Source organism: Roseovarius azorensis (assembly GCF_900109455.1).
GTDB lineage: Bacteria > Pseudomonadota > Alphaproteobacteria > Rhodobacterales > Rhodobacteraceae > Roseovarius > Roseovarius azorensis.
The window spans coordinates 71346-98023 of sequence record NZ_FOAG01000003.1 but is presented as its reverse complement, the minus strand read 5'-3'; the positions used below and the strand labels follow the sequence as shown (position 1 = coordinate 98023).

The 26678-nt window shown below is 66.2% G+C and carries 24 protein-coding genes; 10 read left to right on the top strand and 14 right to left on the bottom strand.

What is annotated here, in order from left to right; all coding sequences use genetic code 11:
* Nucleotides 1-19: 19 nt before the first annotated feature.
* The 3 genes from BSG08_RS05930 to BSG08_RS05920 form a co-directional block, all read right to left on the bottom strand.
* Complete coding sequence (locus tag BSG08_RS05930; protein WP_093033589.1) at nucleotides 20-1279, bottom strand: PqqD family protein; 1260 nt, start codon at nucleotides 1277-1279, stop codon at nucleotides 20-22.
* A gap of 1 nt (nucleotide 1280) precedes the next feature.
* A complete protein-coding gene (locus tag BSG08_RS19430) occupies nucleotides 1281-1601 on the bottom strand; it encodes a hypothetical protein (protein ID WP_175544706.1) in 321 nt (106 codons plus the stop codon).
* A gap of 73 nt (nucleotides 1602-1674) precedes the next feature.
* On the bottom strand, nucleotides 1675-3012 hold the full coding sequence (locus BSG08_RS05920) for a S8 family serine peptidase (RefSeq protein WP_245770607.1): 1338 nt from the start codon (nucleotides 3010-3012) through the stop codon (nucleotides 1675-1677).
* Nucleotides 3013-3202: 190 nt separating this feature from the next.
* On the opposite strand from BSG08_RS05920, the gene BSG08_RS05915 reads away from it, so the two are divergent.
* Both BSG08_RS05915 and BSG08_RS05910 read left to right on the top strand, forming a co-directional pair.
* Entirely contained in the window at nucleotides 3203-3733 is a 531-nt protein-coding gene (locus tag BSG08_RS05915; RefSeq protein ID WP_093033583.1) for a sigma-70 family RNA polymerase sigma factor, read from the top strand.
* Nucleotides 3730-4428, top strand: a complete 699-nt coding sequence (locus BSG08_RS05910; RefSeq protein ID WP_093033579.1) for an anti-sigma factor family protein — start codon at nucleotides 3730-3732, stop codon at nucleotides 4426-4428. Before BSG08_RS05915 ends, BSG08_RS05910 begins: the two co-directional genes overlap by 4 nt.
* A 46-nt stretch (nucleotides 4429-4474) precedes the next feature.
* On the opposite strand, the gene BSG08_RS05905 is transcribed toward BSG08_RS05910, so the two are convergent.
* The 6 genes from BSG08_RS05905 to BSG08_RS05880 are packed head-to-tail and all read right to left on the bottom strand — an operon-like array spanning nucleotide 4475 to nucleotide 11388.
* The gene (locus tag BSG08_RS05905) at nucleotides 4475-4702 is read right to left on the bottom strand and encodes a hypothetical protein (RefSeq protein ID WP_093033576.1); all 228 of its coding nucleotides are present in this window, start codon (nucleotides 4700-4702) and stop codon (nucleotides 4475-4477) included.
* Entirely contained in the window at nucleotides 4695-5912 is a 1218-nt protein-coding gene (locus tag BSG08_RS05900; protein ID WP_093033573.1) for an aromatic ring-hydroxylating oxygenase subunit alpha, read from the bottom strand. Before BSG08_RS05900 ends, BSG08_RS05905 begins: the two co-directional genes overlap by 8 nt.
* Nucleotides 5909-7051, bottom strand: a complete 1143-nt coding sequence (locus tag BSG08_RS05895) for an aromatic ring-hydroxylating oxygenase subunit alpha (RefSeq protein WP_093033571.1) — start codon at nucleotides 7049-7051, stop codon at nucleotides 5909-5911. The genes BSG08_RS05900 and BSG08_RS05895 overlap by 4 nt, the downstream gene beginning before the upstream one ends.
* On the bottom strand, nucleotides 7051-8235 hold the full coding sequence (locus tag BSG08_RS05890; protein ID WP_093033568.1) for an aminomethyl transferase family protein: 1185 nt from the start codon (nucleotides 8233-8235) through the stop codon (nucleotides 7051-7053). Before BSG08_RS05890 ends, BSG08_RS05895 begins: the two co-directional genes overlap by 1 nt.
* Nucleotides 8232-9785, bottom strand: coding sequence for a phytoene desaturase family protein (locus BSG08_RS05885; protein WP_093033565.1), 1554 nt, complete (start codon nucleotides 9783-9785; stop codon nucleotides 8232-8234). Before BSG08_RS05885 ends, BSG08_RS05890 begins: the two co-directional genes overlap by 4 nt.
* Nucleotides 9772-11388, bottom strand: a complete 1617-nt coding sequence (locus tag BSG08_RS05880) for a phytoene desaturase family protein (protein ID WP_093033562.1) — start codon at nucleotides 11386-11388, stop codon at nucleotides 9772-9774. Before BSG08_RS05880 ends, BSG08_RS05885 begins: the two co-directional genes overlap by 14 nt.
* Before the next feature lie 198 nt (nucleotides 11389-11586).
* Between BSG08_RS05880 and BSG08_RS05875 the strand changes: the two genes are divergently transcribed.
* Nucleotides 11587-12234, top strand: coding sequence for a TetR family transcriptional regulator C-terminal domain-containing protein (locus BSG08_RS05875; protein WP_139274539.1), 648 nt, complete (start codon nucleotides 11587-11589; stop codon nucleotides 12232-12234).
* A gap of 64 nt (nucleotides 12235-12298) precedes the next feature.
* Here the strand turns inward: BSG08_RS05875 and BSG08_RS05870 are convergent, their stop codons facing one another.
* A complete protein-coding gene (locus tag BSG08_RS05870; RefSeq protein ID WP_175544705.1) occupies nucleotides 12299-13837 on the bottom strand; it encodes a trimethylamine methyltransferase family protein in 1539 nt (512 codons plus the stop codon).
* 390 nt (nucleotides 13838-14227) lie between these two features.
* On the opposite strand from BSG08_RS05870, the gene cysS reads away from it, so the two are divergent.
* From cysS to BSG08_RS05850, 3 genes are all read left to right on the top strand, one after another.
* Nucleotides 14228-15634, top strand: a complete 1407-nt coding sequence (cysS, locus tag BSG08_RS05860; RefSeq protein WP_093033551.1) for a cysteine--tRNA ligase — start codon at nucleotides 14228-14230, stop codon at nucleotides 15632-15634.
* A gap of 315 nt (nucleotides 15635-15949) precedes the next feature.
* Complete coding sequence (cimA, locus tag BSG08_RS05855; RefSeq protein ID WP_093033548.1) at nucleotides 15950-17563, top strand: citramalate synthase; 1614 nt, start codon at nucleotides 15950-15952, stop codon at nucleotides 17561-17563.
* Nucleotides 17526-18323 carry a squalene/phytoene synthase family protein gene (locus BSG08_RS05850; RefSeq protein ID WP_093033545.1) on the top strand — a complete coding sequence of 266 codons (798 nt, stop codon included), beginning with the start codon at nucleotides 17526-17528 and terminating at the stop codon, nucleotides 18321-18323. The genes cimA and BSG08_RS05850 overlap by 38 nt, the downstream gene beginning before the upstream one ends.
* A gap of 3 nt (nucleotides 18324-18326) precedes the next feature.
* Here BSG08_RS05850 and BSG08_RS05845 read toward each other — a convergent pair whose 3' ends face one another.
* The 3 genes from BSG08_RS05845 to BSG08_RS05835 all read right to left on the bottom strand — a co-directional run bounded on the left by BSG08_RS05845 (nucleotide 18327) and on the right by BSG08_RS05835 (nucleotide 20637).
* Nucleotides 18327-19280, bottom strand: coding sequence for a sterol desaturase family protein (locus BSG08_RS05845; RefSeq protein ID WP_093033543.1), 954 nt, complete (start codon nucleotides 19278-19280; stop codon nucleotides 18327-18329).
* Complete coding sequence (locus BSG08_RS05840; protein WP_093033540.1) at nucleotides 19277-19669, bottom strand: hypothetical protein; 393 nt, start codon at nucleotides 19667-19669, stop codon at nucleotides 19277-19279. Before BSG08_RS05840 ends, BSG08_RS05845 begins: the two co-directional genes overlap by 4 nt.
* A gap of 62 nt (nucleotides 19670-19731) precedes the next feature.
* Nucleotides 19732-20637, bottom strand: a complete 906-nt coding sequence (locus tag BSG08_RS05835; protein ID WP_093033537.1) for a DMT family transporter — start codon at nucleotides 20635-20637, stop codon at nucleotides 19732-19734.
* A gap of 178 nt (nucleotides 20638-20815) precedes the next feature.
* Between BSG08_RS05835 and BSG08_RS05830 the strand changes: the two genes are divergently transcribed.
* From BSG08_RS05830 to gndA, 4 genes are all read left to right on the top strand, one after another.
* On the top strand, nucleotides 20816-22075 hold the full coding sequence (locus BSG08_RS05830) for an MFS transporter (protein ID WP_093033534.1): 1260 nt from the start codon (nucleotides 20816-20818) through the stop codon (nucleotides 22073-22075).
* Nucleotides 22076-22246: 171 nt separating this feature from the next.
* The gene (locus BSG08_RS05825) at nucleotides 22247-23422 is read left to right on the top strand and encodes an aspartate aminotransferase family protein (RefSeq protein ID WP_093033531.1); all 1176 of its coding nucleotides are present in this window, start codon (nucleotides 22247-22249) and stop codon (nucleotides 23420-23422) included.
* Between the two features lie 74 nt (nucleotides 23423-23496).
* Nucleotides 23497-24423, top strand: coding sequence for an ornithine carbamoyltransferase (gene argF, locus BSG08_RS05820; RefSeq protein ID WP_093033528.1), 927 nt, complete (start codon nucleotides 23497-23499; stop codon nucleotides 24421-24423).
* Nucleotides 24424-24498: 75 nt separating this feature from the next.
* Complete coding sequence (gene gndA / locus BSG08_RS05815; protein ID WP_093033525.1) at nucleotides 24499-25899, top strand: NADP-dependent phosphogluconate dehydrogenase; 1401 nt, start codon at nucleotides 24499-24501, stop codon at nucleotides 25897-25899.
* A gap of 16 nt (nucleotides 25900-25915) precedes the next feature.
* Here the strand turns inward: gndA and BSG08_RS05810 are convergent, their stop codons facing one another.
* Complete coding sequence (locus BSG08_RS05810; protein WP_093034258.1) at nucleotides 25916-26671, bottom strand: DsbA family protein; 756 nt, start codon at nucleotides 26669-26671, stop codon at nucleotides 25916-25918.
* Nucleotides 26672-26678 lie beyond the last annotated feature (7 nt).

The following is a 26678-nucleotide window of genomic DNA, read 5'->3' as shown; positions in this document are numbered from 1 at the left end:
GAGGGGGCGCGCTGCGGGCCTATCTGTTCGTTGCGCGGATCAGATCGCGCGACATCATGTGACCCAGCAGATCCGCCAGATCACCAGAGATTCTCTCGGGCGGGGTGTCGGGGAAAACTTCGGTCAGCGTTGCGGCGATCCGGGCGCCCGTTGTCGAGCATTCCAGCAGGGTCCATGCCGCCCCCGCCACCGGGTTGAGGCGAAAGAAGTTGCGCCCGGCCATCTGCCACAGAAAGGTGTCGCCGCCGATCACCCGGTCGGTCACGTCCTGTGCGCGGTGAAAGGTCTGCCGCAGGTCGGCGGCGGGGGCGGGCGATTCGAGCGGAGCGGGGGGCAGGGGCGGGCCGATTTCAATGCCGGGGGCAGGCAGGCGGGCGCTGTCGAAGGTCCGGCGGATCAGGGCGACGGCGTCCTCGAGATCGGAATAGACCAGCGTCAGGCAGAACAACCGTTCCACCATGGCGGCAAGCCGGTCGTAATGGGTCTCGGTCTCGCCGGGATCGGCCAGGTTCTGACGGATCAGGTGGGCGGCGGCATCGCCGGGCTGCATGTGGTGCAGGCGGGCGGGGCCATCGTCCTGCCGCGACAGCACGATCAGCGCTGTCAGCGGTGCGCGGGTGCCATGGGGGGCCTGATGCAAGGTCCGGACATAGCCGTAGCGACGGTCGCGGATGGTCAGGTTGCGCGCGACATGGCGGCGAAAGGCGGGCGACATGCCCCCCGGCAGCGGCAGGCGCAGGCGGGGTTGGATGCCAAGCGCCACGGCCTGCCCGTCGGGCAGGACCGGCAGTACGTCATCGCAAAAGAGGGTCACGTCGGGGTCCGCCCCCAGACGGGTGACAAGAGTGGTCTTGCCAGCCCGGTAAGGGCCGGTGAAGGCCACCAGATGCGTGCCGATACGCACAGCGCCACAGTGCAGGCCAAGAATGCCGGGGCGGTTGTCACAATAGCTCTGGCAGAGATCGGCCACCGCGCCGCAGGTGGCCCCGGCAAGGCCCATCCCGGTCAGCGGGGCGCCGCCCCACCAGGACCGGAATTCGTAGTGCCGGGGGCCGCTCTGACGGATGGTGCTGGCAGGCATGTCGGGCGGCGCGGCGTCGGGCACGACGGTCAGGCCCCAGCCGGGCATGACCGTCTGGAGTGCAGGGCCGATCCGCGCGGCCCCCTGCAGGGCTATCGCGTGGGGCGCTTTGCCGGTTGTCAGGTGGCCTAGTCGCGGATCGGGGGCGCGGTGATGGCGCGCCCCCAGAGCGGTGATGGTGCGGACGAGGTCGGGCATGTCAGCGTATGACCCCCAGACCGCGAAGCGCGCCGCGCACACCGTCGACGACGCCGCGTGTTCCCGCGCGCCCGTCCCGCCCTCTGCCCGAGGGACCGGAACCGCCTGAACCGCCGCCGGAACCACCCCCGGAACCGCCGCCTGAACCTCCGCCGGAGCCGCCGCCGCCGGAACCACCTCCGCCGCCTCCACCGCCGCCGCCAGAGGCGTGGGCGGCACCCAGATGCATCATCACCGGCGCCACATAGGCCAGCCCGGTTGCGAGGCCCAGCCGGGTCAGCGCGCGCCGCCGCGACAGGTCGGGTGTATCTTGCTGTGTCATCCTATCAATCTCCCTGGTTTTCATTCCGGCCACCGCATCCGGTGGTCCTCATGAAAACGGCCCTGATCCCCGTTTATTCCCCCGAGGCCGGAAGAACCTGTGCGTCATCGGCGAAACATTGCCCGGGTGCGGCCACCAGGCCATGACCAAAGACCGGATCATGCCCCGGATCCCCCAGATCCCGCGCGCAGCGCGACATCTCGGCGATGGTCTGGCCGAGAGGCAGGGCGGGCGCGCGCAACCGCTGAACCGCCAGCGAGGCAGTCACGAAAGGGGCTGCGTAGGAGGTGCCGGAATGCAACCGCCCGCCCGACAGCGAAGCGGCCGCCCAGATTCGGACGCCGGGGGCGGCGAAATTGATGTAGGGGCCGCGATTGGCCTGCCGGTAGGGGCGCTGTTGCGCGTCGATGGCGGTCACGGCCAGCACCCGCTCGAAGGCGGCGGGATAGGCCGGGTCGGCACCGGGTCCGTCATTGCCCGCGGCGGCGACGATGGCAACCTCGGCCTCGGCGGCGCGGGCGATCACCTGCTCCAGCACCGCGTTGTGCGGGCCGGAAAAGCTCATGTTGATGACGCTGACATTGCTGCCGAGCAGAATGTCGATGGCTCCGGCCAGCGAAAACACATCCGCCTGTTCGCCGTAATAGCCGTTGTGGAAGGCCTCGACCGCGATCAGTTCGGCGTTGGGCAGGAGACCGGGCACGCGGTAATCCAGCCGCCCGATCAGCATGGAGGCGATCGCCGTGCCATGTTTTCGTCCGGCGGGATCGCGCCCGCCCAGATCGGCCTGATGGACGGTCAGCGCCTGGCCTTCGAGCGCCGGGTGGTCGGCATTGATGCCGGTGTCGATCATCCCGATGCGCGGGGCATGGATGCCGGGCCAGCCATCCCAGCCGATCATCGCGTGGGCTGCGCAGCCGTCGGTGTCGCAGAGGAAATCATCCGGGGTGTAATAGTGGTTTTCATCCGCAATCCCGGCGGGGAGCAAGGCCGAAAGCTCGGCGCGGGCTGCGTCGAGGCTGCGGTTCTCGGGCAGGGACAGGCGGTAGAGCGTGCCTGCCATCGCCGCGTTCGGTGCGCTGTCGCGTATGGCGTAGCCCTCCGCGACAGCGGCGTCTACGGTTGCGCCAGAGGGCAGGTAAAGGATGATTTCGGGCGGTGGCGGGGGCGTAGCCCTTTGGGGCGCGCGCCGCTGGATGCGCCTGCGCCGCTGGAATGGCCATGGTCGCGATGGCCCGGAGCCGCCCTGATCGCCGCCGCCACTACCGCCGCTGCCGCCGCCACCGGAGGCATGTGCCATGCCCAGATGTGTCAGGGCGGGGGCGGTGTAGGCTGTCACACCGGCCAGGCCGATACGCTGGAGCAGTTGGCGGCGGCGCGGGTCGGGGCGATCATTCTGGTCATCGTTCATCGGTCATCGGTTCCTTTCCTGCGCGGTGCGCACAGTGCGGTGCTCCCCGAAAGACAGTAACGCGAAAACGCCCGGTTTCATTCACGTCCCGTCAAACTATTTCTCCGGTGAGATCGGGATTAAACCTGTATCGGCAGCGTTGTTCCCTTTGTGGTGCATGTCAGCCAACCCTGCGTGAAGGAAATAGCGCGTGGCCGAGACTGTTCGAGATCAGATCGTGATCCTGCTGCCCCGGCTGCGGGCCTTTGCCCGTTCGCTCGCCCCGGGCTGGGATCAGGCCGATGATCTGGTGCAGCTGACAGTCGAGAAGGCACTCCGCAGTATTGACAGTTTCAAGCCGGGCACGCGGCTTGACAGCTGGCTGTTCCGGATCATGCGCAACACCTGGATCGATCAGTATCGGGCGGCGCGTCCGATGGTGCGTCTGGACGATGAGTCTACAGGCGAGCTGATGGGCGTGGACGGGCGGCAGGTGACCGAGGCACGGCTGGATCTGGCGCGGGTGCGGGCCGCGATGGATCGGCTGCCGCAGGATCAGCGCGAAGTTCTGATGCTCGTTTGTGTTGAGGGTCTGCGCTATCGGGAGGTGGCGGAGACGCTCGACATGCCGGTTGGCACGGTGATGAGCCGTCTGGCGCGCGCCCGCATGACGCTGGCCGGAGATATTGGTCTTGACGCGCGTCGCGCGGAGGGCAGGCGCAGAAAAGGAGAGGCGCGATGAGCGAGCGCATGCAGGAAGAAGTGAGTGACGAGATGCTGATGGCCCTTGCGGATGGTGAGATGGAGGATGCCGACGCCATGGCGTTGCGCGACCGGATCGCGCGGGACGGCTCGCTGGCCGCGCGCTACGCGGTATTTGCCGACACCCGAGAGGCGTTGCGCGACGCCTTTGTCCAGGGGCCGGTGCCCGGGCGGCTGGTCGCGGCGGTTCATGCGGTATCTGCCGCACGGGACGACACCGCGCCGCGCGTGGTCGAGATTCGACCGCATCGCCTGGTTCGTGCGGTCTGGCCGATGGCATTGGCCGCCTCTCTGGTCGTCGGGGTCGGGATCGGGTGGGGTCTGCGGGATGCGCCGCCCTCTGCGACGGGCCTGCAGGAGGTGGCGGAGGCGCTCGCCGGGGTTTCCACTGGTGAAACCGCCGATGTGGCGGGGCTGGGCACGGCGCGGGTGCTGGGCACGTTCGAGACGGAGCGCGGTCTCTGCCGCCTGATCGCGGCGGAGGCGGGGCGGACGCGGCTTGTCGCCTGCCAGACGCCGGAAGGGTGGCAGGTGGCGCTGAGCGTTTCGGACGGCGGCGGCGAGGGCTATCGCGCGGCGTCAGAGGTTGGGACCGAAATGATCGACCGCTTTCTGGACGCGCTTGGCGCCGGTGCCGCGCTGGACCCTGTTGCCGAGGCTGAAGCATTGCGCTGAGGCGCGGGCTGTCATCCGGTGCGGGCTGGAGGGGGCGAGTTTCGAGTCATGTCGATACTGCGGGCAGGCCGCGATCGTGCAGCATGACCAGAGGATTGCGGTCGTCATGGGCGGAGGCCTCGCGATAGACCTCCAACTGCGCCTCGTTCATATGCCCGTCGCGCCAGAGCGCCATTGCCGCGCCATAGCGCACCCGCCCCGATCCGGCCTTGCCCAGAGGCGTGCGCAGGAGGGTGAATGGATCAGACGGGGTGACGCGGCGCTGCCTATGCATCGGGTGCTGAAAGTTGTGACATTTCGGCATTCCGTCGCGCGATATCGTGCTCGGGCGGAGCGTCGGGCAGCGTCATGACCGGCATGAGGTGGCGCAGCCCGTCATGGTGGCAACGCAGGCCGTATTCGAGATCCGAGAGATGAAATCCCTCGAAGGAGGAGGATTTCATCGATTCGTTGGACCAGATCGAGAGCTGCTGATCCTCGACAGAGGTGTCGCGGTCGATGCGATAGGACAGATAGCGCGCCAGTCGCGCCTGCCGGGTTTCGTCGGGGTGGCGGTAGAGCCGCCCGGTCAGCCGCGTCACGCTGGCCGACAGGGGCAGATCCTGATAGAACTGCGCGCCTTCGGGTGTCATCGCGATGACGGTGTTGGGGAAAAGGCCATAGTAGGTCCAGGCCCGTTGCAGATGTTTCGGCAGGTCCGGGCGGTCCGGGGCCAGGCGGATATAATGCCGCACCGACCAGCCGCGCCCCGGCGCATCGCCGAACCATCCCACCGAAACGGTCAGCCCGTTGGCCAGATTGAGATCGCGGTAGGTGCGCCCGTAAAGCTCTTGCAGGCCGGGATGCGCCATGGCGACATGATAGCCCTCATTGTCCACGTCGCGGACGGATTTCCAGTTCACCGGCAGATCGTTTTCCCATTTCGTTCTGCCTGCGGGCAGGACATCGGATATCTTGTAGGCTGCGAAATCCTTGGCGAAGGGGGCCAGAAGATCGGCGACGGGCGGCTGCGGGCCGGGGGCAAAGCGCAGGAAGATGAAGCCGTGAAATATCTCCATCTCGACCGGCTTGAGGCCGAATTGCGCGCGCTCCATCTCGCCAAAGGAGGATGGCCGGGCGGGGCCGCGCAGGCCCCCGTCAAGATCATAGACCCAGCCGTGGAACGGACAGACGATGGCCCCCTTGCAATGGCCCGAGTCCCCCGCGACGACCCGCGCGCCCCGGTGACGGCAGAGGTTGTGGAATGCCCGCACCACCCCGTCCGCGCCGCGCATCACCACCGCGCGCTCGCCCAGCAGGTCAAAGCCCAGCCAGTCGCCGGGGGCGGGAATGTCGCATTCGTGTCCGGCCAGTTGCCAGTGGGTGAGGAACAGCTGTTCGCGTTCCAGCGCGAACATCGCCTCGGAGTGATAGGTCCATGCCGGCAGGCCCCTGCGGTCCCAGTCGTTTGGCACGGGGAGGGTGGGATAGGGGAGTCTGGTCATGACGGGTTCTCCATTTCTGTCCTGATCCATTGGTGAAATCGGTGGATTTCATATTCCTCGGGCATGAGGCGCGCATGGGTGAAGGCGGGCGAGGCCATGCCGCGCTGTGTCATCTCGGCGGCGGCACCGTCCTGCGCGAGAACGGTTCTGGCAAAGGCCGCGACCTCTGCGGCGTCGAAATCGGGCCGGGCCAGCGTTTGGGGCGCAAAATACCACTCTGCGGTCAGCCGGGTCCGGTCCGGGCCAAGCGGCGTCAGGCGCACCGAGCGGACATGATCCACATGCGCGACGACAAAGGCCGAGGGCCAGAGCGTGACAAAGCTGTGACCGGCGGCGCGTTCCTCGTCGTTCAGGTCGGCAAAGGCGGGGCCGCAGGCGGCGCCGGTCATGGTCCAGCTCTGCGCGCCCGGTTTCAGGGCGGGTTCGGGGGCTGTGCCGGGTATCCAGTCGAGAGATTCCGAGGGCGCCATCAGGCCGCTGGCATAGATCGGCACCAGATCGCTGAGTTCGGGATGGATGCCGGGGCAGTGCAGGCATTCGGAGTAGTTTTCCCAAAACACCTTCCAGTTGCAGGCGAGATCGACGGTGTGCCGGTGCCCGGTGACGAGATCCTGCATCGGCCAGTTGTCGAGGGTGGAAAGCGACACGTCCGACCAGAGGTCAGGCGGGTTCGTCGCCGCCGACAGAAAGACGAACCCGGCCCAGATCCGCAGGCAGAGCGGGATGAGGCCGTGATCCTCGGGCCGGAAATCCCCGGTTGGTCTGGCAAAGGCGGTCGAGACCAGCCGCCCGTCCTGCGCCGCATAGGCCCAGGCGTGATAGGGGCAGGTGATGAGGCGGCCCAGGGGTTCGACCTCGCCGCGGCAGAGTTCGGCCCCGCGGTGGCGGCAGAGGTTGTGAAAGGCCGCGAGATGACCTGATGCGTTTCGGCACAGGATGGCCTCGGCGGCCCCCACGCGAACGCGGCGCATGGTGCCGGGGGTCAGATCGGCCAGTCGGCCCGCCATCACCCAGTGGCGGGAGAATATCCCGGCCATTTCGCGCCCGAACCAGTCCGGGTCGATATAGGCGGCGCGCGGCAGCCCCTCGGGGCAATGATCAAGGCGGGGCGAGCGGGCAGGGGTTTGCGGATCGGTCATCACAGTTTTCCCGGTGGTGTCTGGCGTTTGCGCGTCGGGTTGAAGAATGGCCGCGCCACCACCCGCGCGGGCATCATCATCCGGGCATAGTGCAATTCGCGCAGGGCGTAGATCTCGGCCCAGAGATTGCCGCCCTTGGCATGCCGCGCCTTGACCTGCGCGAGTGCGATGCTGGTCTTGAGCGTGGGCGACCAGCAGGCGCCGGTGATGACGCCGATCTCGGTCTTGCGGTTGTGGTAGAGGATCGCGCCCTCGGCGGCGACATTCCCCTCGATTTCGAGACCGACAAAGGCCCAGTGCGGGCCGCGCTCGCGCTGTCGCAGGAGGGCGCGGCGACCGGTGAACTGTCCCTTGTCCCAGTCGATCAGCCAGCCAAGCCCCATTTCCAGCGGGCTGCGCAGGCGATCCTCGCGCAGGCAGTGCGGGGCGGGGGTGAAATCCTGACCGGCGATGATGAACCCGGCCTCGAGTCGCGCGATGTTGAGCGCCTCGGAGCCGACCGGGCGCAGGCCGTAGAGCGCGCCCGCGTCCGTCAGGCTATCCCAGAGCGGCAGGGCCAGATCGGGAGTGGTCCACAATTCATATCCCAGATCGCCGGTGAAGCCGGTGCGCGAGATCGTCAGATGCCCGCCCGCAAAGGGAAATTCGGCCATGCGAAACGGTTTCAGAGTGTCGATGTCGAACCCCGCCGCGCGCAGCACCACGGCCGAGGTCGGCCCCTGCAATGCCAGCGCCGCGATTTCCCCGGTCTCGTCGGTGATCCGCACGTCAAAGCCAAAGGCCGAGTCGAGCAGCCAGGGCAGGTGCCGTTCCTGACAGCAGAGCCGGTAGCGGTCGGGCGCGAGGCGAAAGAGCGTGCCGTCGTCGATCAGGTGGCCCGCATCGTCGCACCAGACGGTGTAATGCACGCCGCCCACAGCCAGCCTGTCCGCGTCGCGCACCGTCAGGCGATTGAGGCAGGCGGCGGCGTCGGTTCCCTCGATGCGGTACTTGATCATCGGGCAGAGGTCATAGAGCGTGGCCGCATTGCGGATCGCCGAATGTTCCATCGCGAGGTCGTCATAGGTCTGGACCGTTGCATAGCCCGCCCAGGGGGCCCAGGCGTGCAGCCTGTTGGCGGCTGAGGTGCGGGGGTGAAACGGGGTCTGCCGCAGCGGGGTCTGGTAATGGCGCAGATCGGTCATTTGCCCGCCCTTTCCATCGCCAGCGCCGCGTTCCAGCCAGCCGTGCCCGAGACGCCGCCGCCCGGATGACAGCCTGCCGAGGCGAGCCACAGGCCCTTGATCGGTCCCTGATATTGCGACAGACCGGGCAGGGGACGCAGGAACAGCATCTGCTCGACGCTCAGTTCTCCGGCATGCCAGTTGCCGCCGGGCAGGCCCCAGCGGGTCTCGATGTCATGGGGCATCAGCATCTCGGCCTTGAGGATCAGCGCGCCGATGCCCGGCGCATGGTCCTCCAGCACCCTGAGGCTCGCGTCCAGCATCGCGGTGCGCGCGGCGTCGGGATCGGCGGGGGCAGGGGGGGCGTATTGCACGATGGCCGACAGGATGTGCTGACCCGCCGGGGCAAGCGTGGGGTCATGCACCGTCGGGATCACGATTTCCATGACCGGGGCCTGGGGTGTGCGACCGTATTTCGCCGGATTGAAGGCGCGTTCGACAGCGTGTTCGGAGCCTGCGATCACCAGCCGGTCGCCAAGAGCGGCACCCCGGAAGTCCGGTGCGGCGCTGAGTGCCAGATGCAGTTTGGCGGCGCCGCCGCGCGTCTTGAGGTGGCGCGCGCGGGTGGTTTGGCCCGCATCCAGATGCCGCGCGCCGACCAGCGACAGGAGCGTGGTTTTCGGGGCGAGGGACGACACGATGCGCGCCGCGCTCAGTTCCTCGCCATCCGCGAGGCGCAGGCCCTGCACCGTGTCGCCGTCGGTCAGGATCTGCGCCACGGCGGCGTTGCAGCGGATTGTCGCCCCCGCCGCCTCTGCCGCCCGCGCCATGGCCGCGCCAAGCGTCGCCATTCCGCCCATGGGCAGACCGAGGGCCGCCTGCGCGCCGTCAGTGGCCCCCGCCAGACGATCGAGCCAGGGCAGGACGGAATTGGGTGAGCGCGGCCCCAGCCAGATGCCCAGCGTCGCATCGAGGGCAAGCGCGCCCTTCAGGAGCGGCGTTTCAAGTTCATCGTCCAGCAGGTCATGCACATTGGTCAGGAAGATGCGGCCCAACTCGCGAAACTCGTCTGCCCCCATCATGCGCGCGCGCAGGGCGATTTTGGCAAGCTGTCCCATCGGGTTGCCGACGCCCTTTGCCAGCCGAGGCGGGGTCATCCCGCGCAACGGCGCCAGCACCCCGGCAAAGCGCAGGAGACGCGCGCGCAGTCCGGCCCAGGCGGCGCGGTCCCTGTCGCTGACCTCGCCCGTGAGCGTCAGGCCCAGCGGCCCTTCGAGCCGCAGATGCGCGCCCGTGGCCGAGAGCGCCGTGGTGGCGAGATTTGCATTGGCCCACCGCAACCCGTGGCGCGGCAGATCCATCGTGCGGGCCACGCGGGCATCGAGATTGTAGCTCAGATGCGCGAGGGGCATGGCGGCAAATCCGGGGGCAAATTCCGCGCCCGCCGCGCCGCCGCCGGGAGTTGTCCCGCGCTCCAGCACCAGCACCCGGTCGCCGCGCGAGGCCAGGCGGTGCGCCGCCGCAAGCCCGTTCGGCCCCGCGCCGATGACAATGGTGTCAAAGGACGGCATAGGCGTCCCTCATGTCATCCAGAGGCCGTTTCATGTCGCGCAGGATCTCTGCCGCCGCATTGCGCCCCGGCGCGCCCATCACGCCGCCGCCCGGATGGGTGGACGAGCCGCAGAGCCACAGGCCGCGGATCGGGCTGCGGTAATCGGCATAGCCCGGCACGGGGCGGTTGAAGAACATCTGATCAAAGGTCAGCTCGCCCTGAAAGATGTTGCCCTCGGTCAGCCCGACCTCGGCCTCAAGCTCGCGCGGGGTGCGCACCTCGACATGCAGGATGAGATCGCGGAAACCGGGGGCGGCGCGTTCGATCTGCGCGATGCAGGCCTCGCCAAAGGCGTCGCGGTCGGCATGCGTCCAGTCCTTTCCCGCGATTTTCGGCGGGGCATATTGCACGAAGGAGGACATGAAATGCTTGCCCGGCGGGGTCATTGTCGGATCAATCGTGGTGGGGATCATCATGTCCTGGAACGGATCGCGGCTGAAGTGACCGGATTTCCAGTCGTCATAGGCCAGTTCCATCCTTTCGATGGAGTCGGTGAAATGCAGATCGCCCCGGATCATCGGCGCGCCCTCGGGCAGCGCGGTAAAGCGGGGCAGGCCGTCAAGCGCGATGTTGAGCTTGCCCGAGGAGCCGCGCGTCTTGAAGGTGCGCACCCGCTTGAGAAAACCATCGGGCAGATCGTTGGCCTCGACATGGCCGAGGAAGGTGCGCCGCACGTCCATGTTCGACACCACCCGCGATGCGCGGATTTCGTCGCCATCGGCCAGAACGACGCCGGTGGCGCGCCCGTCGCGCACCAGAACCCGCTCGACGCCCACGCCCGCGCGCAATTCGCCGCCCGAGGCCCTGAAGCTGTCGGCAAGCGCGCGGGTGATCGCCCCCATGCCGCCACGCGCATAGCCCCAGGCGCCGACATTGCCATCCACATCGCCCATCGCGTGATGCAGGAGCACATAGGCCGTGCCCGGCGACATCGGCCCCAGTGCGGTGCCGATGATCGCGCCCACTGCCTGATAGGCCTTGACCACCGGGTTCTCGAAATATTCGTCGAGATAGTCGGAGATCGATATAGTCCAGAACCGCAGCATGTCGCAGATCGCGGCCTCTGACATGCCGGAAATCTGCTTGCCGAGCCATGCCAGTTCGGACAGATCGCGTGGCCGGAAGCTGGCCAGGTCGGGCGGTCGGCGCATCAGAAGCGGGCGGATGAACCGGCAATGGCGCATGAGGTCGCGCAGGTAGCGGTCATAGTTTTCCGCATCGCGCGGCGAATGCCGGGCCATTTCGCGGCGGTTGGCCTCGTGGTCGCGGAACATGCCCAGATAGCCGCCGGTTTCGGTGAACATCGCGCCACCCTCGTAGGGCAGGATCTGAAGCCCGTGCCGGGGCAGTTCCAGATCGCGCATGATTTCGGGGCGAAACAGGCTGCAGACATAAGAGCAGTTGGAATAGGTGAAGCCGGGGTAAAGCTCGCGGCTGACCGCGGCGCCGCCGATCCAGTCGTTTTTCTCGACCACGCAGACCCTGAGGCCCGCGCGCGCCAGATAGCAGGCGGCGACCAGGCCGTTATGCCCCGCGCCGATGATGACCGCGTCATAGGTCATGCGGAGGTCTGCGGGGTTGCGCTGCGCGCGCTGCCGGGCTGGTCTGGATCACGGCGTGGCGTGGCGGACATGGGAGGCTCGCGAACGGGGTGTGGGATCAGGATGCCATTTGACTGACTGGATTGTCAATCAGAGAATCCCCTTTCGGCCCGGCACGCCATTCGCTAGAAAGGGGTCAGCACAACGCAGGGGGCCCGCTTGACCCGACCCGAACACGCCGATGACCCGCGTCCGCCGCGCACCATGAGCCGCGAATCGCGGCGCATCCAGTTGATCGAAGCAACGATTGAAACCCTTGCGTCCCGTGGTTATTCCCGGACCACCCTGACGGAGGTTGCACGCACTGCCGGCATCTCGCACGGGTTGGTGCTGTTTCATTTCGCGACCAAGGAAAACCTGCTGGCCGAAACACTGACCTATCTGGCCGAGGAATACCGCCAGAACTGGACCGAGGCGCTTGCCGCGGCCGGTTCTGATCCTGCGGATCAGTTGCGGGCGATGATCGAGGCGGATTTCAACCCCAGGATCTGCACGCCCGCGCGGCTTGCGGCATGGTGCAGTTTCTGGGGCGAGGCGCAGAGCCGACCGATGTACCAGGCAAGCTGTGGCGACAAGGACGACGCCTATACCCGTGTGCTTGAGGGTATCTGCGCGCGCCTGTCGGAGCAGGGCGGTTATGGCCGCGATCCGGTTCACACCGCCCGCCTGATCCGGGTTGCGATCGAGGGGGTGTGGCTGGACATGATGACCATGGCCGTGCCCTATTCCCGCGAAGAGGCGCTCAGGACGGTGCGGATGGGCGTGGCGCTGTGCTTTCCCGATCACTTCAGCATGCAGGACGCCTGAACGCGCGCCCAAGCGATCCTGTCAGATGCGTTGAGGCGGCGGGTTCAGGTCATCCTGCCGATGCTCAGGCGGGCAGGTGGATTTTGAACCTCTTGCGGATTGCCGCATCGGTTGCCGGATCGAACCGGGCTGCGGCGCGTTGGGTCAGGATTTTTTCCTTTTTGGCGATCGCCTGTGCGATCAGGTCCGGCTTGCCCAGTTCATCCCATTCCTTGGGAGAGGAGCGGTTGGCGAGGCAGGGATAGAGATAGTCGGTCTGCATCCGCCCGAGGGTTTGCGCCGCGCCGAGGTAATGCCCCGGACCGCCCATGCAGGTCGCGCGGATCACGTCGAGGCTGAGCGTGTCCTCGTCCACCTCGATGCCGCGTGTGCAGCGCAGGGCCTGGCCGATGAGATCATCGCCGAGGATCAGCGATTCGAGGCAGAACCCGAGGAGCGAGGCGTGCATTCCCGCCGCCTCGTAGACCATGTTGAGGCCCGACAGCCCCGCCATGACGTTCGAGGTGGCCTGTTCCCAGCCGGCCTGCATGTCCGGCAGCTTGGCATCGGCAATGCCCGCTGCGGCGCCGCCGGGCAGGCCGTAATACTTGTGCATCTGCGCGCAGCCCGCGGTCAGCAGCGCCTGTTCGCCCGAGCCGCCCGACATCGCGCCGGTGCGCAGGTCGCTGACAAAGGGCCATGTGCCGAAGATCGCCGGAAAGCCCGGTTTGATCGCGTTGACATAGACCAATCCGGCCAGGCATTCTGCCGTGGCCTGCACGATTGCCCCGGCGATGGGGGCGGGGGCGGTGGCCCCGGCCTGACCCGCGCTGAGCAGGAGCACCGGCATGCCGCCGCGGATGCATTCCTCCATCACCAGGCAGGATTCGGTGGCGAATTTCATCGGCGGCACGACAAAGCAGTTGGAATTGCTGACAAATGGCCGCTCGCGCCATTTGTCCTCGCCCCCCGCGATGAGGTGCAGCATTGCCATCGCGTCGGCCACGAAACCCGGTTCGGTAAAGGAGGTGCCGACATGTTTGGTGGTGCCCGCACAGCAGGCATAGAGCGTGTTCAGATCCATCTCGCGGTTGTCGGTGATGTCGCGGCAGACCATCGGGCGTTGCACGAAATGGATGTTGTCCAGTTGATCCGCAATCCGCGCCGCGTCGTGCAGATCCTGCACCGTGCTGTCGCGATAGGTGCGCGTCTGGACATCGACCACATGCACCGCCGCCCCCGCCGTGCCGTAATGCACGCGGTTGCCCGAAAGGGTCATGTCATGGCGCGGATCGCGGCCGAAAAGGGTTATGGATTTGTTGGCGCGCGCGATCGTGTCCTCGATCAGGGCGCGGGGAAAGCGGATGCGCCCGTCGCTGCCGAGGATCGCCCCGGCGCCGGTCAGGTAGGCCACCCCCGAGGGTGGCGCATCGGCTAGGCCGATCTCTTCCAGCGCGTCGAGGACGGCGTGGTGGATGCGGTCCATCTGCGCCGGGCTGAGCGGGTGGTAAGTGCCGCCCTCCTGTCCGGGGCGCACCGGGCGCAGGGCGGCGTCGAGCGGGTTGGAGCGGGCTTCACGGCGGGCGGCGCGGCCACCGGCGCGGCGCGTTTGGGTTTCGGTCATGGGTCTGGAAATCCTATGGAATGTCAGGGCAGGGTGGGGGCGTCAGACGCGCCCCGGACGCCCGCGCGCCGCACGACCGCGTTCCGCCCCGATGGTGCGGATCACCAGCGCAATCTTGCTGCGAGGATGCATGTGGCCACTCCCTTGTGTCGTGATCAGCCCACCCGATTCTGCGCGGCCTGTCTGTTCCGTTTCCGACCGATGTCGCAAACGCGCCGTGATACGACGCGCTTGACCGACGCGCAGCATGGCCCTAAAGCGGGGACATGACGACCGGAACCTGCATTATCTGCTGCATTATCCGCTGAGTTCTCTCAGGCGGGCCGGTCTTGTGTTTCCAAGCGATCACGAAGTTGCTAAGCCCGCCGCGGGACCGCGCGCGAGGACAAGATGACGACGATCAGGCTGCACAATACCAGAACCCGCCGAAAAGAGGTTTTCGAGCCTCTCGATAAGGACAATGTGCGGATGTATGTCTGTGGCCCGACGGTCTATGACCGGGCGCATCTGGGCAATGCGCGGCCCGTGGTGGTGTTCGACGTGCTTTGCCGGCTGCTGCGGCATGTCTACGGGGCGGATCACGTCACCTATGTTCGCAATTTCACCGACGTGGACGACAAGATCAACGCGCGCGCCGCCGAGAGCGGGCGGGCGATTGGCGAGATCACGGCGGAAACGACGCAGTGGTTTCTGGACGACATGGCGGAGTTGGGGGCGCTGGAGCCGGACCACATGCCGCGCGCGACGCAGTATATTCCGCAGATGGTGACGATGATCGAGGGGTTGATCGTCAAGGGCCATGCCTATGAGGCGGAGGGACATGTTCTGTTTGCCGTGGATTCGTGGCGTGAGCATTATGGCAAGCTGTCGGGGCGCTCGGTTGATGACATGATCGCGGGTGCGCGGGTCGAAGTGGCGCCGTATAAACGCAACCCGATGGATTTCGTTCTGTGGAAGCCCTCGGGCGATGATCTGCCGGGGTGGGAGAGCCCATGGGGCAGGGGGCGGCCGGGCTGGCATATCGAGTGCTCGGCGATGGCGCATGAGTTGCTGGGGGAGAGTTTCGACATTCATGGGGGCGGCAATGACCTGATGTTCCCACACCACGAGAACGAGATCGCGCAAAGCTGTTGTGCCCATCCCGAGGGGCTGTTCGCGCGCTACTGGCTGCATAACGAGATGTTGCAGGTCGAGGGCAAGAAGATGTCCAAGAGTTTGGGCAATTTCTTTACGGTGCGGGATTTGCTGGATCAGGGCGTGCCGGGGGAGGTGATCCGGTTTGTTTTCCTCTCGACGCACTATCGCAAGCCGATGGACTGGACGGCGGAGAAGGCGCGGGAGGCGGAACAATCTTTGATTGAGTTCCAGAAAATTGCTCGGGGACACACACCCTCAAGCCCGCCAAATTGGTTCGTTGCGCTCCTTGCTGATGACCTAAACACCTCCTTGGCTCTGACAGCACTTAGGGATATCGCAGACGAGGGAGATCCCGCGCAATTTGTTGCTTCGGCAAATCTGCTTGGACTTCTTTTGCCGGACACTGGTTATTGGTGGAAAGAAGAACTTCTAGATGGAGTATTTGTCGCAGGTTCACAAGGACAATGGGACCATGTTGCGACCGTGCGCTCTGTTGCAAAACGTTGGCAAGAATTGCGCAAAGAAAGGCACTTTTCTGAGGCTGACAAGCTTCGCACAGAGCTTTCTGACGCTGGAGTTGAACTTAGAGCGGTAGCCGCAGGCGTGAGTGCTTACATGAGCATGAGTATTGATGCATCCAAGCTGGAGGCGTTGAAGTGACGCGCGTTTTTGCACGACGTCTGTCTGCCGCGCAGGGTCCGACCGCGGGGGGGCGCTGCGACGCTTTTGCCGGGCACTTTATGGTGCCTCCTACTGCGACAGTGTTGCATGGTGCAGCGTTGCAAAAGCGCCCGCCCGGGGGGCGGTCGGGCGCTGCGCGGCGGCGCGTACCGCGCCTTGATTCCGCGCGGGCGAGTTGCGGGCGGAGTCCAAGGGATGCCGCGACACCGCCCGTGGCGCGCGGCGGAGTGAGGGGCCTGCCCCTCACGCTCCCCGGGGTATTTTCGCCAAGAAGAAGCAGGGGGGTGGCCTGTGATGGCTAGGGAACGCCTCTGGCTCTACGACACCACGCTGCGAGACGGGCAGCAGACGCAGGGCGTCAGTTTTTCCACGCCCGAGAAAATCCAGATCGCGCAGGCGCTCGACCGTTTGGGGGTGGATCATATCGAGGGTGGCTGGCCGGGGGCCAACCCCACAGACAGCGCGTTTTTCGAGGCTGTGCCCGCGACGCGCGCCGCCATGACCGCCTTTGGCATGACCAAGCGGGCGGGCCGCTCGGCGGAGAATGACGAGGTGCTGGCGGCGGTGCTGAACGCGGGCACCAAGGCGGTGTGCCTTGTGGGCAAGACCCACGATTTCCACGTCACCGCCGCGCTCGGGATCGGTCTTGAGGAGAATACCGACAACATCGCGCGCTCCATCGCCCATGTGGCGGGGCAGGGGCGCGAGGCGCTGTTCGACGCCGAGCATTTCTTTGACGGCTACCGGGCCAATCCCGGCTATGCGCTGGAGTGTCTGCGGGCGGCGCATGACGCGGGCGCGCGCTGGATCGTGCTGTGCGACACCAATGGCGGCACGTTGCCCTCCGGGATCGGGCGGATCGTGGCCGAGGTGATCGCGGCGGGTATTCCGGGCGAGCGGCTGGGCATCCATACGCATGACGACATGGGCCTTGCGGTTGCGGGCAGCCTGGCGGCGGTGGATGCGGGGGTGCGGCAGGTGCAGGGCACGCTGAACGGTCTGGGCGAGCGCTGCGGGAATGCCAACCTGACCACGCTCATTCCGACCTTGCTGCTGAAAGAGCCCTATGCCAGCCGTTATGAGACAGATGTGACGCCGGAGGCCTTGCACGGGTTGACGGCGATCAGCCGCCAGCTGGATGAAATCCTCAACCGTGTGCCGCTCAGGCAGGCGGCCTATGTCGGGGCTTCGGCATTCGCGCACAAGGCCGGGCTGCACGCCAGCGCGATCCTCAAGGATCCCAGCACCTACGAGCATGTCGATCCCGCGACGGTCGGCAATCAGCGCATCATTCCGATGTCCAACCAGGCCGGGCAATCCAACCTGCGCCAGCGGCTGAGCGAGGCCGGGATCGTGGTGAAACCGGACGATCCGGCGCTGGCGCGGCTGCTTGAAACGATCAAGGCGCGCGAGGAGCAGGGCTATACCTATGACAGCGCGCAGGCGAGTTTCGAGTTGCTCGCGCGCAAGGAACTGGGGCAGATGCCCGATTTCTTCGAGGTCAAGCGCTACAAGGTCACCGTCGAGCGGCGCAAGAACAAGTATGACCGGATGGTCAGCCTGTCGGAGGCGGTTGTCGTGGTCAAGGTCGATGGCGAAAAGAAGCTGTCGGTCAGCGAGTCGATGGACGAGGCGGGTTGCGACCGGGGGCCGGTCAACGCGCTGGCCAAGGCGCTGGCCAAGGATCTCGGCCCCTATCAGGAGCAGATCGCCGATATGCGGCTGGTGGATTTCAAGGTGCGCATCACCCAGGGCGGCACCGAGGCCGCGACCCGCGTGATCATCGATTCAGAGGACGGGCAGGGCCGCCGCTGGTCCACGCTGGGGGTCAGCCCGAACATCGTGGATGCCTCGTTCGAGGCGCTGCTGGATGCGATCAACTGGAAGCTGCTGCGTGCTGACCGATGACGTGATCGCCTGCGCTGAGATCGTGCGCCGGGCCGATCCGCCGCGATTTCAGGCGGTGATGGCGGCGCCGGTGGCGGCGCGGGCGATGCTGTTTCCGATCTATGCGTTCAATGTCGAGGTGGCGCGCGCGCCGTGGGTCACGGCAGAGCCGATGATCGCCGAGATGCGCCTGCAATGGTGGCGCGATGTGCTGGGCGAAATCCGCGCGGGTGGTTCGGTGCGCCGCCATGAGGTGGCAACGCCGCTGGCGCGGGTGCTCGATGCGCGGGGGGCGGCGTTGCTCGACGATCTGATCGAGGCGCGGCGATGGGATATCGCCCGTGATCCGTTTGCCGATGAGGCGGATTTCAACCGCTATATCGAGGCCACGTCGGTCAATCTGATGCAGGTGGCGGCGCGGGCGCTGGGCCCGGCGGAGGCGGAGGTGATCCGGGATGCCGGATATGCCCTGGGGCTTGCCAACTGGTTTCGCGCCATTCCGGCGCTGGAGGCGGCCGGGCGCAGGCCTCTGCCGGACGGTCGCGCCGCGGCGGTGCAGGCGCTGGCCGCTGATGGTCTGGGGCGGCTGGCGCGCGCCCGTGCGCACAGGTCGGGGGTTTCGTCTGCCGCGCGTCCGGCGTTGCTGACCCTCTGGGAGGCGGGGCCGGTCCTGCGACAGGCCCGCCGCCATCCGCGTGCCGTGGCTGAGGGCACGCTGGGGATTTCAGCGGCGCGCAGTCGTCTGATGCTGATGTGGCGCGCCGCGACAGGCCGGTGGTGACTGTCAGTCCGGGCCCAGTGCAGGACGCGGCGGCAGCCCCGGCGTGCCGGCCAGTTCGGGATGCGCGTCCACGTAGCGCGCCTTGATCGTCTCGGACGTGCCGCGGCTGTTGTCATGGCTCCAGCCCGGTGGCATGACGCAGTAGTTCAGCCGTTCGCGCCATGTCAGCCCCGGTTGCGTGGCGTCCCGGAAAATCCCCACCCATTCGTGAAAAGCCACCCGGATGGGGTTGAACGTGCCCAGGTTGTGCACCAGCCCGTAATCGACCTTTTCCTCATCCAGTTCAGGCACGAAGGTGCCAAAAAGCTTGTCCCAGACGATGAAGACCCCGGCATAGTTGCAATCCAGATAGCGCGGGTTGCGCCCGTGATGCACCCGGTGATGGCTTGGCGTGTTCATCACCGCCTCGAACCAGCGGGGCATGCGTCCGATCGCCTCGGTGTGGATCCAGAACTGATAGATCAGGTTCAGCCCGCCGACAAAGAGCACCATGGCGGGGTGAAACCCCAGAAGGATCAGCGGCGCACGCACGATCATCATGAAGGTGAAGGTGCCGGTCCATGTCTGGCGCAGCGCGGTGGTCAGGTTGTAGTGCTGCGAGGAGTGGTGATTGACGTGGCTGGCCCAGACCCAGCGGATGCGGTGGCCGAACCTGTGCACCCAGTAATAGCGCAGATCGTCCAGCACGAAGCAGAGCGCGATCACCCAGAGCGATGTGCCCAGATCGAGCGGCGTTATTTCCCACAGCACCATGAAGAACCCATAGGCAATGAAACCGAGCAGGATGCCCTCGGCCACATTGCCCGCCCCCAGCATCAGCGAGGTGAGCGCGTCGCGTGTCTCGTACCGTCCGCCGCGCCCCCGGATCACGATCCAGAGAAGTTCCGCGAGGACCGCCGCGATGAAGAACGGCACCGCCCAGTTCACCACGTCGGGAAAGCTGATCATGTCGGTCATGCGGGCTCCTTGAGATAATCGGGCCATTGATCGGCCTCTTGCGCGGCAAGATGCAGGCGAATGCGCGGGGCGGTGTAATCGGGCAGGGCGATGCACAGCCCGGTCGCGGTGCGGGTGATCCGCGCCCCGCGCAGGTAGCGCGCGGTGGTATCGGCGCCCATCGGCCAGACAAGACCGCGCCCCTTCTCGGTTTCGATCAGCGCGGCGGTTCTGTTCTGGCAGAGGATGATGCGGGTGGGGCGGTCGTCGGGGAACTCGCGCAGCCATGCGCGCTCTGCCGCCGCTTCATCGGTCAGCGTTGCGGTGCGCGACAGGCCCAGGAGGTGCAACAGCACCACGATTCCCGCGATGCCGGTCACGACCATCGGCAGAAGAATGCTCAGCGGCATGGTGTCCTCCCTCGCCGATGATTTGCGAAAAGCCGGGTTGATTTGTCAAAGGTAGCGTTGCGTCACGCGGGCGGCACCGGGGCCGGGGTCTGACGCCTGCGCCCCTCGCGCCACGCCAGAAGGCCAGCGCCGCACAGGATGACCGCCGCACCGATCACCGAGACAGCATCGGGCCGGACGCCGAATACCAGCCCGTCATAGAGCGCGGCAAAGACCAGCGCCGTGTAGAAGAATGGTGCGACAAAGCTTGCATCGCCACGTGCCATGGCGTTGACGAAACAGGTCTGCGCCAGCGCCATCAGCAGGCCGATGCCCAGCAATGCCGCCCATTGCGCGGCAGAGGGCGCGATCCAGACCCAGACTGCGGCGAGGCTTGCGATGACGAGGCCCACGGCATTGTTGATGAGCAGGATCTGCCAGGGGCCCTCGCGCCCCGACAGGCGCTTGATGAAGATCAGTTCCGCCCCCAGGCAGACCGCCGCGCCAAGCGCCAGAAGCGCGCCGGCCTCGACCACCCCGCCGCCGGGCCGGGTCAGGATCGCGGCACCGACGAGCGCGATGCCCGCCGCGCCCCAGCGCACCGGACCGACCCGCTCGCCCAGGAGCGGCACGGCGAGAATCATCCCGAACACCGGATTGAGAAAGCTGATGGCGGTCGCGTCCGACAGCGGAATGAAGGCTGCGGCGGCAAACATCAGCGTGACCCCGCCCCAGCCGAGACAGGACCGGCCGACATGGGTGGCAAGATCCGGTCGGGTCCAGCGCGGCCGCACAATGACCGAGACCAGCCCGATTGCCATGAGCGCAAAGAGAAACCGCCCGTGGCTGATCTGAAGCGGGTGCATCGGCTGTCCGAGCGCCCCGGTGCCGAGCGCCTTGGCCAGAAGCGTCGTGCCTGCCAGAAGCGCCGCCGCCAGCAGCGTGAGCAGGGCCGCAAGGACCGGGTTATGGGGGCGTGGCGTGAACATCGCGGCCAGAATTGCCGCGTGGCAAGCGGAGCTGCAAGCCGGAAACGTCCCCCACCGATCGACAAAATTTCGTGGGAGGCGATCCAAAAACGACAGGATGTCGTCGTTTGCCAATCGCGCCGCTGCGATCCGTGATCAGCGTTGCGAAAAGCCTGCGAAAAGACGGACGAGAGAGAGCATGCATCAACGTCGTATTCCCGAATGGCTGCGCCATGCGCCCGCACCCTCGGTGCGCGGCTTTGCCATGCTGGCCGGAACCGAGGCGATGGCGCGCGGCATTCTCATTTCGGTGATGCCGCTCGAGATGTACCGCGCGCTCAGGGACGCCAGCACCGTCTCGGAGGTCTATTTTCTTGTCGGTCTGCTGTCGCTGATCGTCGGGCTGATGGTGCCCTTTGTCAGCCGCTTCCTGCCGCGGCGCTGGATCTATGTCACCGGCTGCGCGATGTTCGCCTGCGGTGCGATCCTGGGTGCGCAGGGCGGCGCGCCGGCGATGATCGCGGCGCTTGCGCTGATCACCTCGGCCACGGTCACCGTCTTTGTGTGTTTCAACGCCTATGTGCTCGACTACATCGCCAAGACGGAGTTGGGCCAATGCGAGACATCGCGCATGTTCTACAGTGCCCTGGGCTGGACGGTTGGGCCATTTCTGGGCGTGACGCTTCTGGCGATGTGGCGGCCGCTGCCGTTCCTGATCGCGGGCGGTGCGGCGCTCGCGATGATGGCGCTCTTTCTTTACATGCGTCTTGGCAATGGCCGGCTGATCACCCGCGCGCGCCGCCCGGCGCCCAATCCTTTGGCATGGCTGCCGCGGTTCTTCGCGCAGCCGCGGCTGGTGGCGGGATGGACTTTTGCGGTGATCCGCTCCTGCGGCTGGTGGGTCTATGTGGTCTATCTGCCGATCTTTGCGGTCGAGCGGGGGCTGGGCGAGGATCTGGGGGGGATGCTGTTGTCGGTCTCCAACGGGATGCTGTTCGTGACGCCGCTGATGTTGCGCTGGATGCAGCAGCACTCGATCCGGCATGCGGTGCGCACGGGATTTCTGCTCTCGGGCGCGCTCTTTGTCCTTGGGGCGGTTCTTGGCGGTCTGCCCTGGGTGGCGGTGGCCTGTCTGGCGCTTGCCTCGGTCTTTCTGGTGCTTCTGGATGTCTCTGCGGGCCTGCCCTTTCTGATGGCGGTCAGACCTGCCGAGCGCACCGAGATGTCGGCGGTCTATGCCAGTTTCCGCGACGTTTCGGGCATCCTGACGCCGGGTGCCGCCTGGCTTGTGCTGTTGGTGGCCCCGTTGCCGGGCGTTTTCGCGGTCGCGGGCGCGGCGCTCTGGGGGTGCTGGCATCTGGCGCGGCACCTGCATCCCAGGCTGGGCGCTGCGCGGGTGCAGATGGAGCCGGCGCCGGTCTTGCATATTCCGCTTCCCCTCTCGGGCAAAACCGGCTAAAGCGCGGCCATGATCACTGGTGTTTCATATTCCACGACCCGACGCCGACGCCTTCGCGCCTGACGTACCGCTGCCTGTGATCCCGGCGCGTCTGCGCCAAATCCCTCTCATATCATTGACTTGCCCGCGGCCTTACGGCACTCAAAGGGCCTGTTTGACAAGGAAACCGTCATGATCCCCTCGATCCTGCCCACCTATAATCGTGCCCCTCTCAGTTTTGTCAAAGGTGAAGGGAGCTGGCTGATCGAGGCGGACGGGCGACGCTTTCTCGATCTGGGGGCGGGGATTGCGGTCAACGCTCTGGGGCATGCGCATCCGGCGCTGGTCGCGGCGCTGACCGAGCAGGCGGGCGCGCTGTGGCACACATCCAATCTCTATCAGATTCCCCGGCAACAGGAACTTGCCGACCGGCTGGTCGCGGCGACCTTTGCCGATACGGTGTTTTTCACCAATTCGGGCACCGAGGCCTGTGAACTGGCGGTCAAGATGGTGCGCAGGCATTTTCACGACGCGGGGCAGCCTGAACGCACGGATATCATCGCCTTCGAGGGTTCGTTTCACGGGCGTTCCTCGGCGGGCATCGCCGCGGCGGGGTCCGAGAAGATGACCAAGGGTTTTGGCCCCCTGCTGCCCGGTTTCAGGCATGTGCCCTGGGGCGATCATGATGCGCTGCATGCGGCCATTGACGACAATACCGCCGCCATCCTGATCGAGCCGGTGCAGGGCGAGGGCGGTATCCGCCCGCTGCCCGATCAATGCCTCAAGGGTCTGCGTGCGCTCTGCGATGAGCGCGGCATGTTGCTGATCCTCGACGAGGTGCAATGCGGCATGGGGCGGACGGGGCGGCTGTTTGCCCATGAATGGGCCGGGATTGCCCCGGATATCATGATGGTGGCCAAGGGGATCGGTGGCGGCTTTCCTCTGGGTGCGGTGCTGGCCACGGAACACGCGGCCTCGGCCATGACCGCGGGCACGCATGGATCCACCTATGGCGGCAATCCGCTGGGCTGCGCCGTGGGCTGCGCGGTGATGGAGCAGATCGCCAATGCCGAATTCCTCGCCGAAGTCTCGCGCAAGGCGGGGCTGCTGCGTCAGCGGCTCGAAGGGCTGGTGGCCGGTCATCCGGAGATTTTCGAGGAGGTGCGCGGCATCGGTCTGATGCTGGGTCTGAAATGCAGGGCGCTCAACGCCGATGTGGTGCAGGCAGGTTATGATGCGCTGGTCGCCATCGTGCCCGCCGCCGACAACGTGGTTCGCCTGCTGCCGCCGCTGACGATCACCGACGACGAGATATCAGAGGCTGTCAACCGCCTTGATGCCGCCGCCACACAGCTTGAAACCGCCTGATTTCCATTGGCTCCGATTATTCCGGGTCCGGGGGTCGGCCCCCGGTTCACCGATCAAAACGAGGCGACACGGACATGACCCATTTCCTTGACATCCACAAGACCCCCGCCAAAGAGCTGCGGCGGATCATCGACAATGCCCGCACGATGAAGGACGCGCGCGCGGGCCGTCCGCGCGGCACGCCGGATGACGATCTGCCGCTCGCAGGTCGCATGGTGGCTCTGATATTCGAGAAGCCCTCGACGCGCACCCGCGTCTCGTTCGACGTGGGCGTGCGGCAGATGGGCGGGCAGACGATGGTGCTCTCGGGGGCGGACATGCAGCTTGGCCATGGCGAGACCATCGCCGACACGGCGCGCGTGATGAGCCGCTATGTCGATCTGATCATGATCCGCACCTTTGACGAATCCGTCCTGCTGGAAATGGCGGAACATGCGGATGTGCCGGTCATCAACGGCCTGACCGACCGCACCCATCCCTGTCAGATCATGGCCGATATCATGACCTACGAGGAGCATCGCGGCCCGATCAGGGGCAAGAAGGTGGTCTGGTCCGGCGACGGCAACAATGTCTGTGCGTCGTTTCTGCATGCGGCCGGGCAGTTCGGTTTTGATCTGACCTTTACCGGGCCGATGCAGCTTGATCCCGAGGGGGAATTCATCGGTCTGGCGCGCAAGGCGGGCAGCACGATCACCATCGAGCGTGATCCGCTCAAGGCCGTTGAGGGGGCCGATCTGGTGGTGACGGATACCTGGGTCAGCATGCATGACAGCCAGTCCACCAAAGAGCGCCGCCACAACATGCTGCGCGGCTATCAGGTCAACGAGCGGCTCATGCAGGCCGCCAACCCCGATGCGCTGTTCATGCATTGCCTGCCTGCGCATCGCGGCGAGGAGGTGACGTCGGAGGTAATGGACGGCCCCGCCTCGGTGATCTTTGACGAGGCCGAAAACCGCCTGCACGCGCAAAAGGCGATCCTGCGCTGGTGTCTGGGCGTTTGAGCGGGGCGCTGCTTGCAATCCCTGCGCCAAAGCGCTTAGCCTGACGCAAGGACGTTAGCGATAGCAGGAGGGCGCATGGGGCAGGCGCAGATTGGCGTTTACGGTCTGGGCACCATGGGTAGCGCGCTGGCGCTCAACATGGCGGAGCATGGCTTTGACGTGGCCGTGACCAACCGCGAGACCGACTGGATCGCGGTCTTCGTGAAAGAAGCGGGCGATCTGGCGGTGCGGCTGCATCCGCATGAGGCGCTATCGGAATTCGTCGGCAGCCTGAAGACGCCGCGGGTGATCCTGTTCATGATCCCCTCCGGCGCGCCGATTGACGCCATGCTGGCCGAGATCACCCCGCTGCTCAGCCCCGGCGATACGGTGATCGACGGCGGCAATGCCGATTTCCACGATACCCGCCGCCGCGCCGCGCAACTGGCCGGGCTAGGCCTGCATTTCGTCGGTCTGGGGGTCTCTGGTGGCGAGGCGGGGGCACGGCATGGCCCCTCGATGATGCTGGGCGGCAGCGATCACAGCTGGCAGCAGTTGCGCCCCATCCTGACCGCCATTGCCGCCGACTATGAGGGCGTGCCCTGCGTGGCGCACCTGGGGCCTGACGGGGCGGGCCATTTCGTCAAGACCGTGCATAACGGGATCGAATATGCCGACATGCAGGTGATCGCCGAGATCTACAGCCTGTTGCGCAATGGCGCCGCCATGGCCCCCGCCGAGATCGCGGCGCTGTTCGCGGAGTGGGACAGGGGGCCGCTCAAATCCTATCTGGTCGAGATCACCGCCCAATTGCTGACCTATACCGATCCCGACACCGGCCATCCCATGGTCGACGTGATCAAGGATGCCGCCGGGCAAAAGGGCACCGGGCGATGGACCGTGATCGAGGCGCTGCGCCTGGGGCAATCCGCCAGCATGATCGAGGCCGCCGTGGGGGCGCGCGGCTGGTCGTCCGAGAAGGACACGCGCCAGGCTGCCGAGACCATACTGGGAGGGGCGGTGGGCGCCTTTGACGGCAGCACGCAGGCGCTGGCCGAGGCCTTTCTGGCGGCGCGCATCCTGTGTTATGCGCAGGGGTTCCGTGTCCTGGCCGCGGCCTCTGAAGACTTTGGCTGGTCTCTCGATTTCGCGGCGATCGCGCGCATCTGGCGGGCGGGCTGCATCATCCGCTCTGCGCTGCTGGATGACATAGCGACCGCGTATCAGGGCGACCTGCCGCAGGGCGAACTGATCCTTGCGCCGGGATTTGCGCGAACTCTTGCGGGCTGTCTGCCCGCCTTGCGGCAGGTGGTCTGCGCCGCCGTGCATGGCGGCCATCCGGTGCCTGCGTTATCGGCGGGTCTGGCGTGGTATGACACGATGCGTCTAGGTCATGGCAGCGCCAATATCATTCAGGCGCAGCGCGACATATTCGGGCGGCACGGTTTCGAGCGTCTGGGGCAGTCGGGCACATATCACGGGCCGTGGTGGGGCTGAGCGAAGGCACGGTGTTTTACTGCGAACGTATCTCATCGGCGATCTGCTGCATCGCATCCTGCGGCAGATAACCCCGCAGCATCTGGTCGCCCATCACGAAGGATGGCGTGCCATTGATCTGCATCCGCTGGGCGAGCGCGTGATTGGCCGCAATCACCTGTGTCACGGCCTCGCTGTCCATCGCGGCCAGGATCACGTTGGCGTCAAGCCCCAGCGTATCGGCCAGGCGCGTGAATCCCACCTCGTTCATTGTGCCGTTATAGGTCATCAGTGCGTCATGCACGGCCTTGTAGGCGTCATCCCCCGCGACCTGCCGCGTGGCAAGGGCAAAGCGTGAGGCCAGCACCGACTCCTCGCCCAGAATCGGGAACTCCTTGACGACAAAACGGATATTGCCATCCGCCGCCAGCAGCCCCGTCACCTCGTCATGCGCGCGGCGGCAGAAGCCGCAGCGGTAATCCATGAACTCGACAAGAGTGATATCGCCCTCCGGGTTGCCGCCCACCCAATCGCGTTCGTCGTTGAAGAGGGCCTCGGCATTGACGCGCACCAGATCGACATCCGCCTGCGCCTGATTGGCTGCCTGCCGCTGTTCGAGCACTGCGACCGCTTCCATGATGACCTCTGGGTTTTCCAGCAGGTAGGCGCGGATCTCGGCGTGCAGGAGCGTGCGTTCGCTGGCGCTCAGGCTCTCAAGATCGAGGGCGTGGCCGGGCAGGGCCATGCCCAGGCCGAAGCCGAGTGCAGAGGCGGTCAGAAGAGGACGTATCATCAGGTTC

Bases quoted from the DNA above. Each gene is read 5' to 3' on its own strand.
- BSG08_RS05890 (WP_093033568.1), bottom strand. From the start codon at position 8,235: ATGACCGATCTGCGCCATTACCAGACCCCGCTGCGGCAGACCCCGTTT.
- BSG08_RS05880 (WP_093033562.1), bottom strand. From the start codon at position 11,388: ATGACCTATGACGCGGTCATCATCGGCGCGGGGCATAACGGCCTGGTC.
- BSG08_RS05825 (WP_093033531.1), top strand. From the start codon at position 22,247: ATGATCCCCTCGATCCTGCCCACCTATAATCGTGCCCCTCTCAGTTTT.
- argF (WP_093033528.1), top strand. From the start codon at position 23,497: ATGACCCATTTCCTTGACATCCACAAGACCCCCGCCAAAGAGCTGCGG.
- BSG08_RS05845 (WP_093033543.1), bottom strand. From the start codon at position 19,280: ATGACCGACATGATCAGCTTTCCCGACGTGGTGAACTGGGCGGTGCCG.
- BSG08_RS05895 (WP_093033571.1), bottom strand. From the start codon at position 7,051: ATGACCGATCCGCAAACCCCTGCCCGCTCGCCCCGCCTTGATCATTGC.
- BSG08_RS05910 (WP_093033579.1), top strand. From the start codon at position 3,730: ATGAGCGAGCGCATGCAGGAAGAAGTGAGTGACGAGATGCTGATGGCC.
- BSG08_RS05850 (WP_093033545.1), top strand. From the start codon at position 17,526: ATGCGATCAACTGGAAGCTGCTGCGTGCTGACCGATGACGTGATCGCC.
- BSG08_RS05870 (WP_175544705.1), bottom strand. From the start codon at position 13,837: ATGACCGAAACCCAAACGCGCCGCGCCGGTGGCCGCGCCGCCCGCCGT.
- BSG08_RS05905 (WP_093033576.1), bottom strand. From the start codon at position 4,702: ATGCATAGGCAGCGCCGCGTCACCCCGTCTGATCCATTCACCCTCCTG.
- BSG08_RS05835 (WP_093033537.1), bottom strand. From the start codon at position 20,637: ATGTTCACGCCACGCCCCCATAACCCGGTCCTTGCGGCCCTGCTCACG.
- cysS (WP_093033551.1), top strand. From the start codon at position 14,228: ATGACGACGATCAGGCTGCACAATACCAGAACCCGCCGAAAAGAGGTT.
- BSG08_RS05900 (WP_093033573.1), bottom strand. From the start codon at position 5,912: ATGACCAGACTCCCCTATCCCACCCTCCCCGTGCCAAACGACTGGGAC.
- BSG08_RS05920 (WP_245770607.1), bottom strand. From the start codon at position 3,012: ATGAACGATGACCAGAATGATCGCCCCGACCCGCGCCGCCGCCAACTG.
- gndA (WP_093033525.1), top strand. From the start codon at position 24,499: ATGGGGCAGGCGCAGATTGGCGTTTACGGTCTGGGCACCATGGGTAGC.
- BSG08_RS05930 (WP_093033589.1), bottom strand. From the start codon at position 1,279: ATGCCCGACCTCGTCCGCACCATCACCGCTCTGGGGGCGCGCCATCAC.
- BSG08_RS05885 (WP_093033565.1), bottom strand. From the start codon at position 9,785: ATGCCGTCCTTTGACACCATTGTCATCGGCGCGGGGCCGAACGGGCTT.
- BSG08_RS19430 (WP_175544706.1), bottom strand. From the start codon at position 1,601: ATGACACAGCAAGATACACCCGACCTGTCGCGGCGGCGCGCGCTGACC.
- BSG08_RS05830 (WP_093033534.1), top strand. From the start codon at position 20,816: ATGCATCAACGTCGTATTCCCGAATGGCTGCGCCATGCGCCCGCACCC.
- BSG08_RS05840 (WP_093033540.1), bottom strand. From the start codon at position 19,669: ATGCCGCTGAGCATTCTTCTGCCGATGGTCGTGACCGGCATCGCGGGA.
- BSG08_RS05810 (WP_093034258.1), bottom strand. From the start codon at position 26,671: ATGATACGTCCTCTTCTGACCGCCTCTGCACTCGGCTTCGGCCTGGGC.
- cimA (WP_093033548.1), top strand. From the start codon at position 15,950: ATGGCTAGGGAACGCCTCTGGCTCTACGACACCACGCTGCGAGACGGG.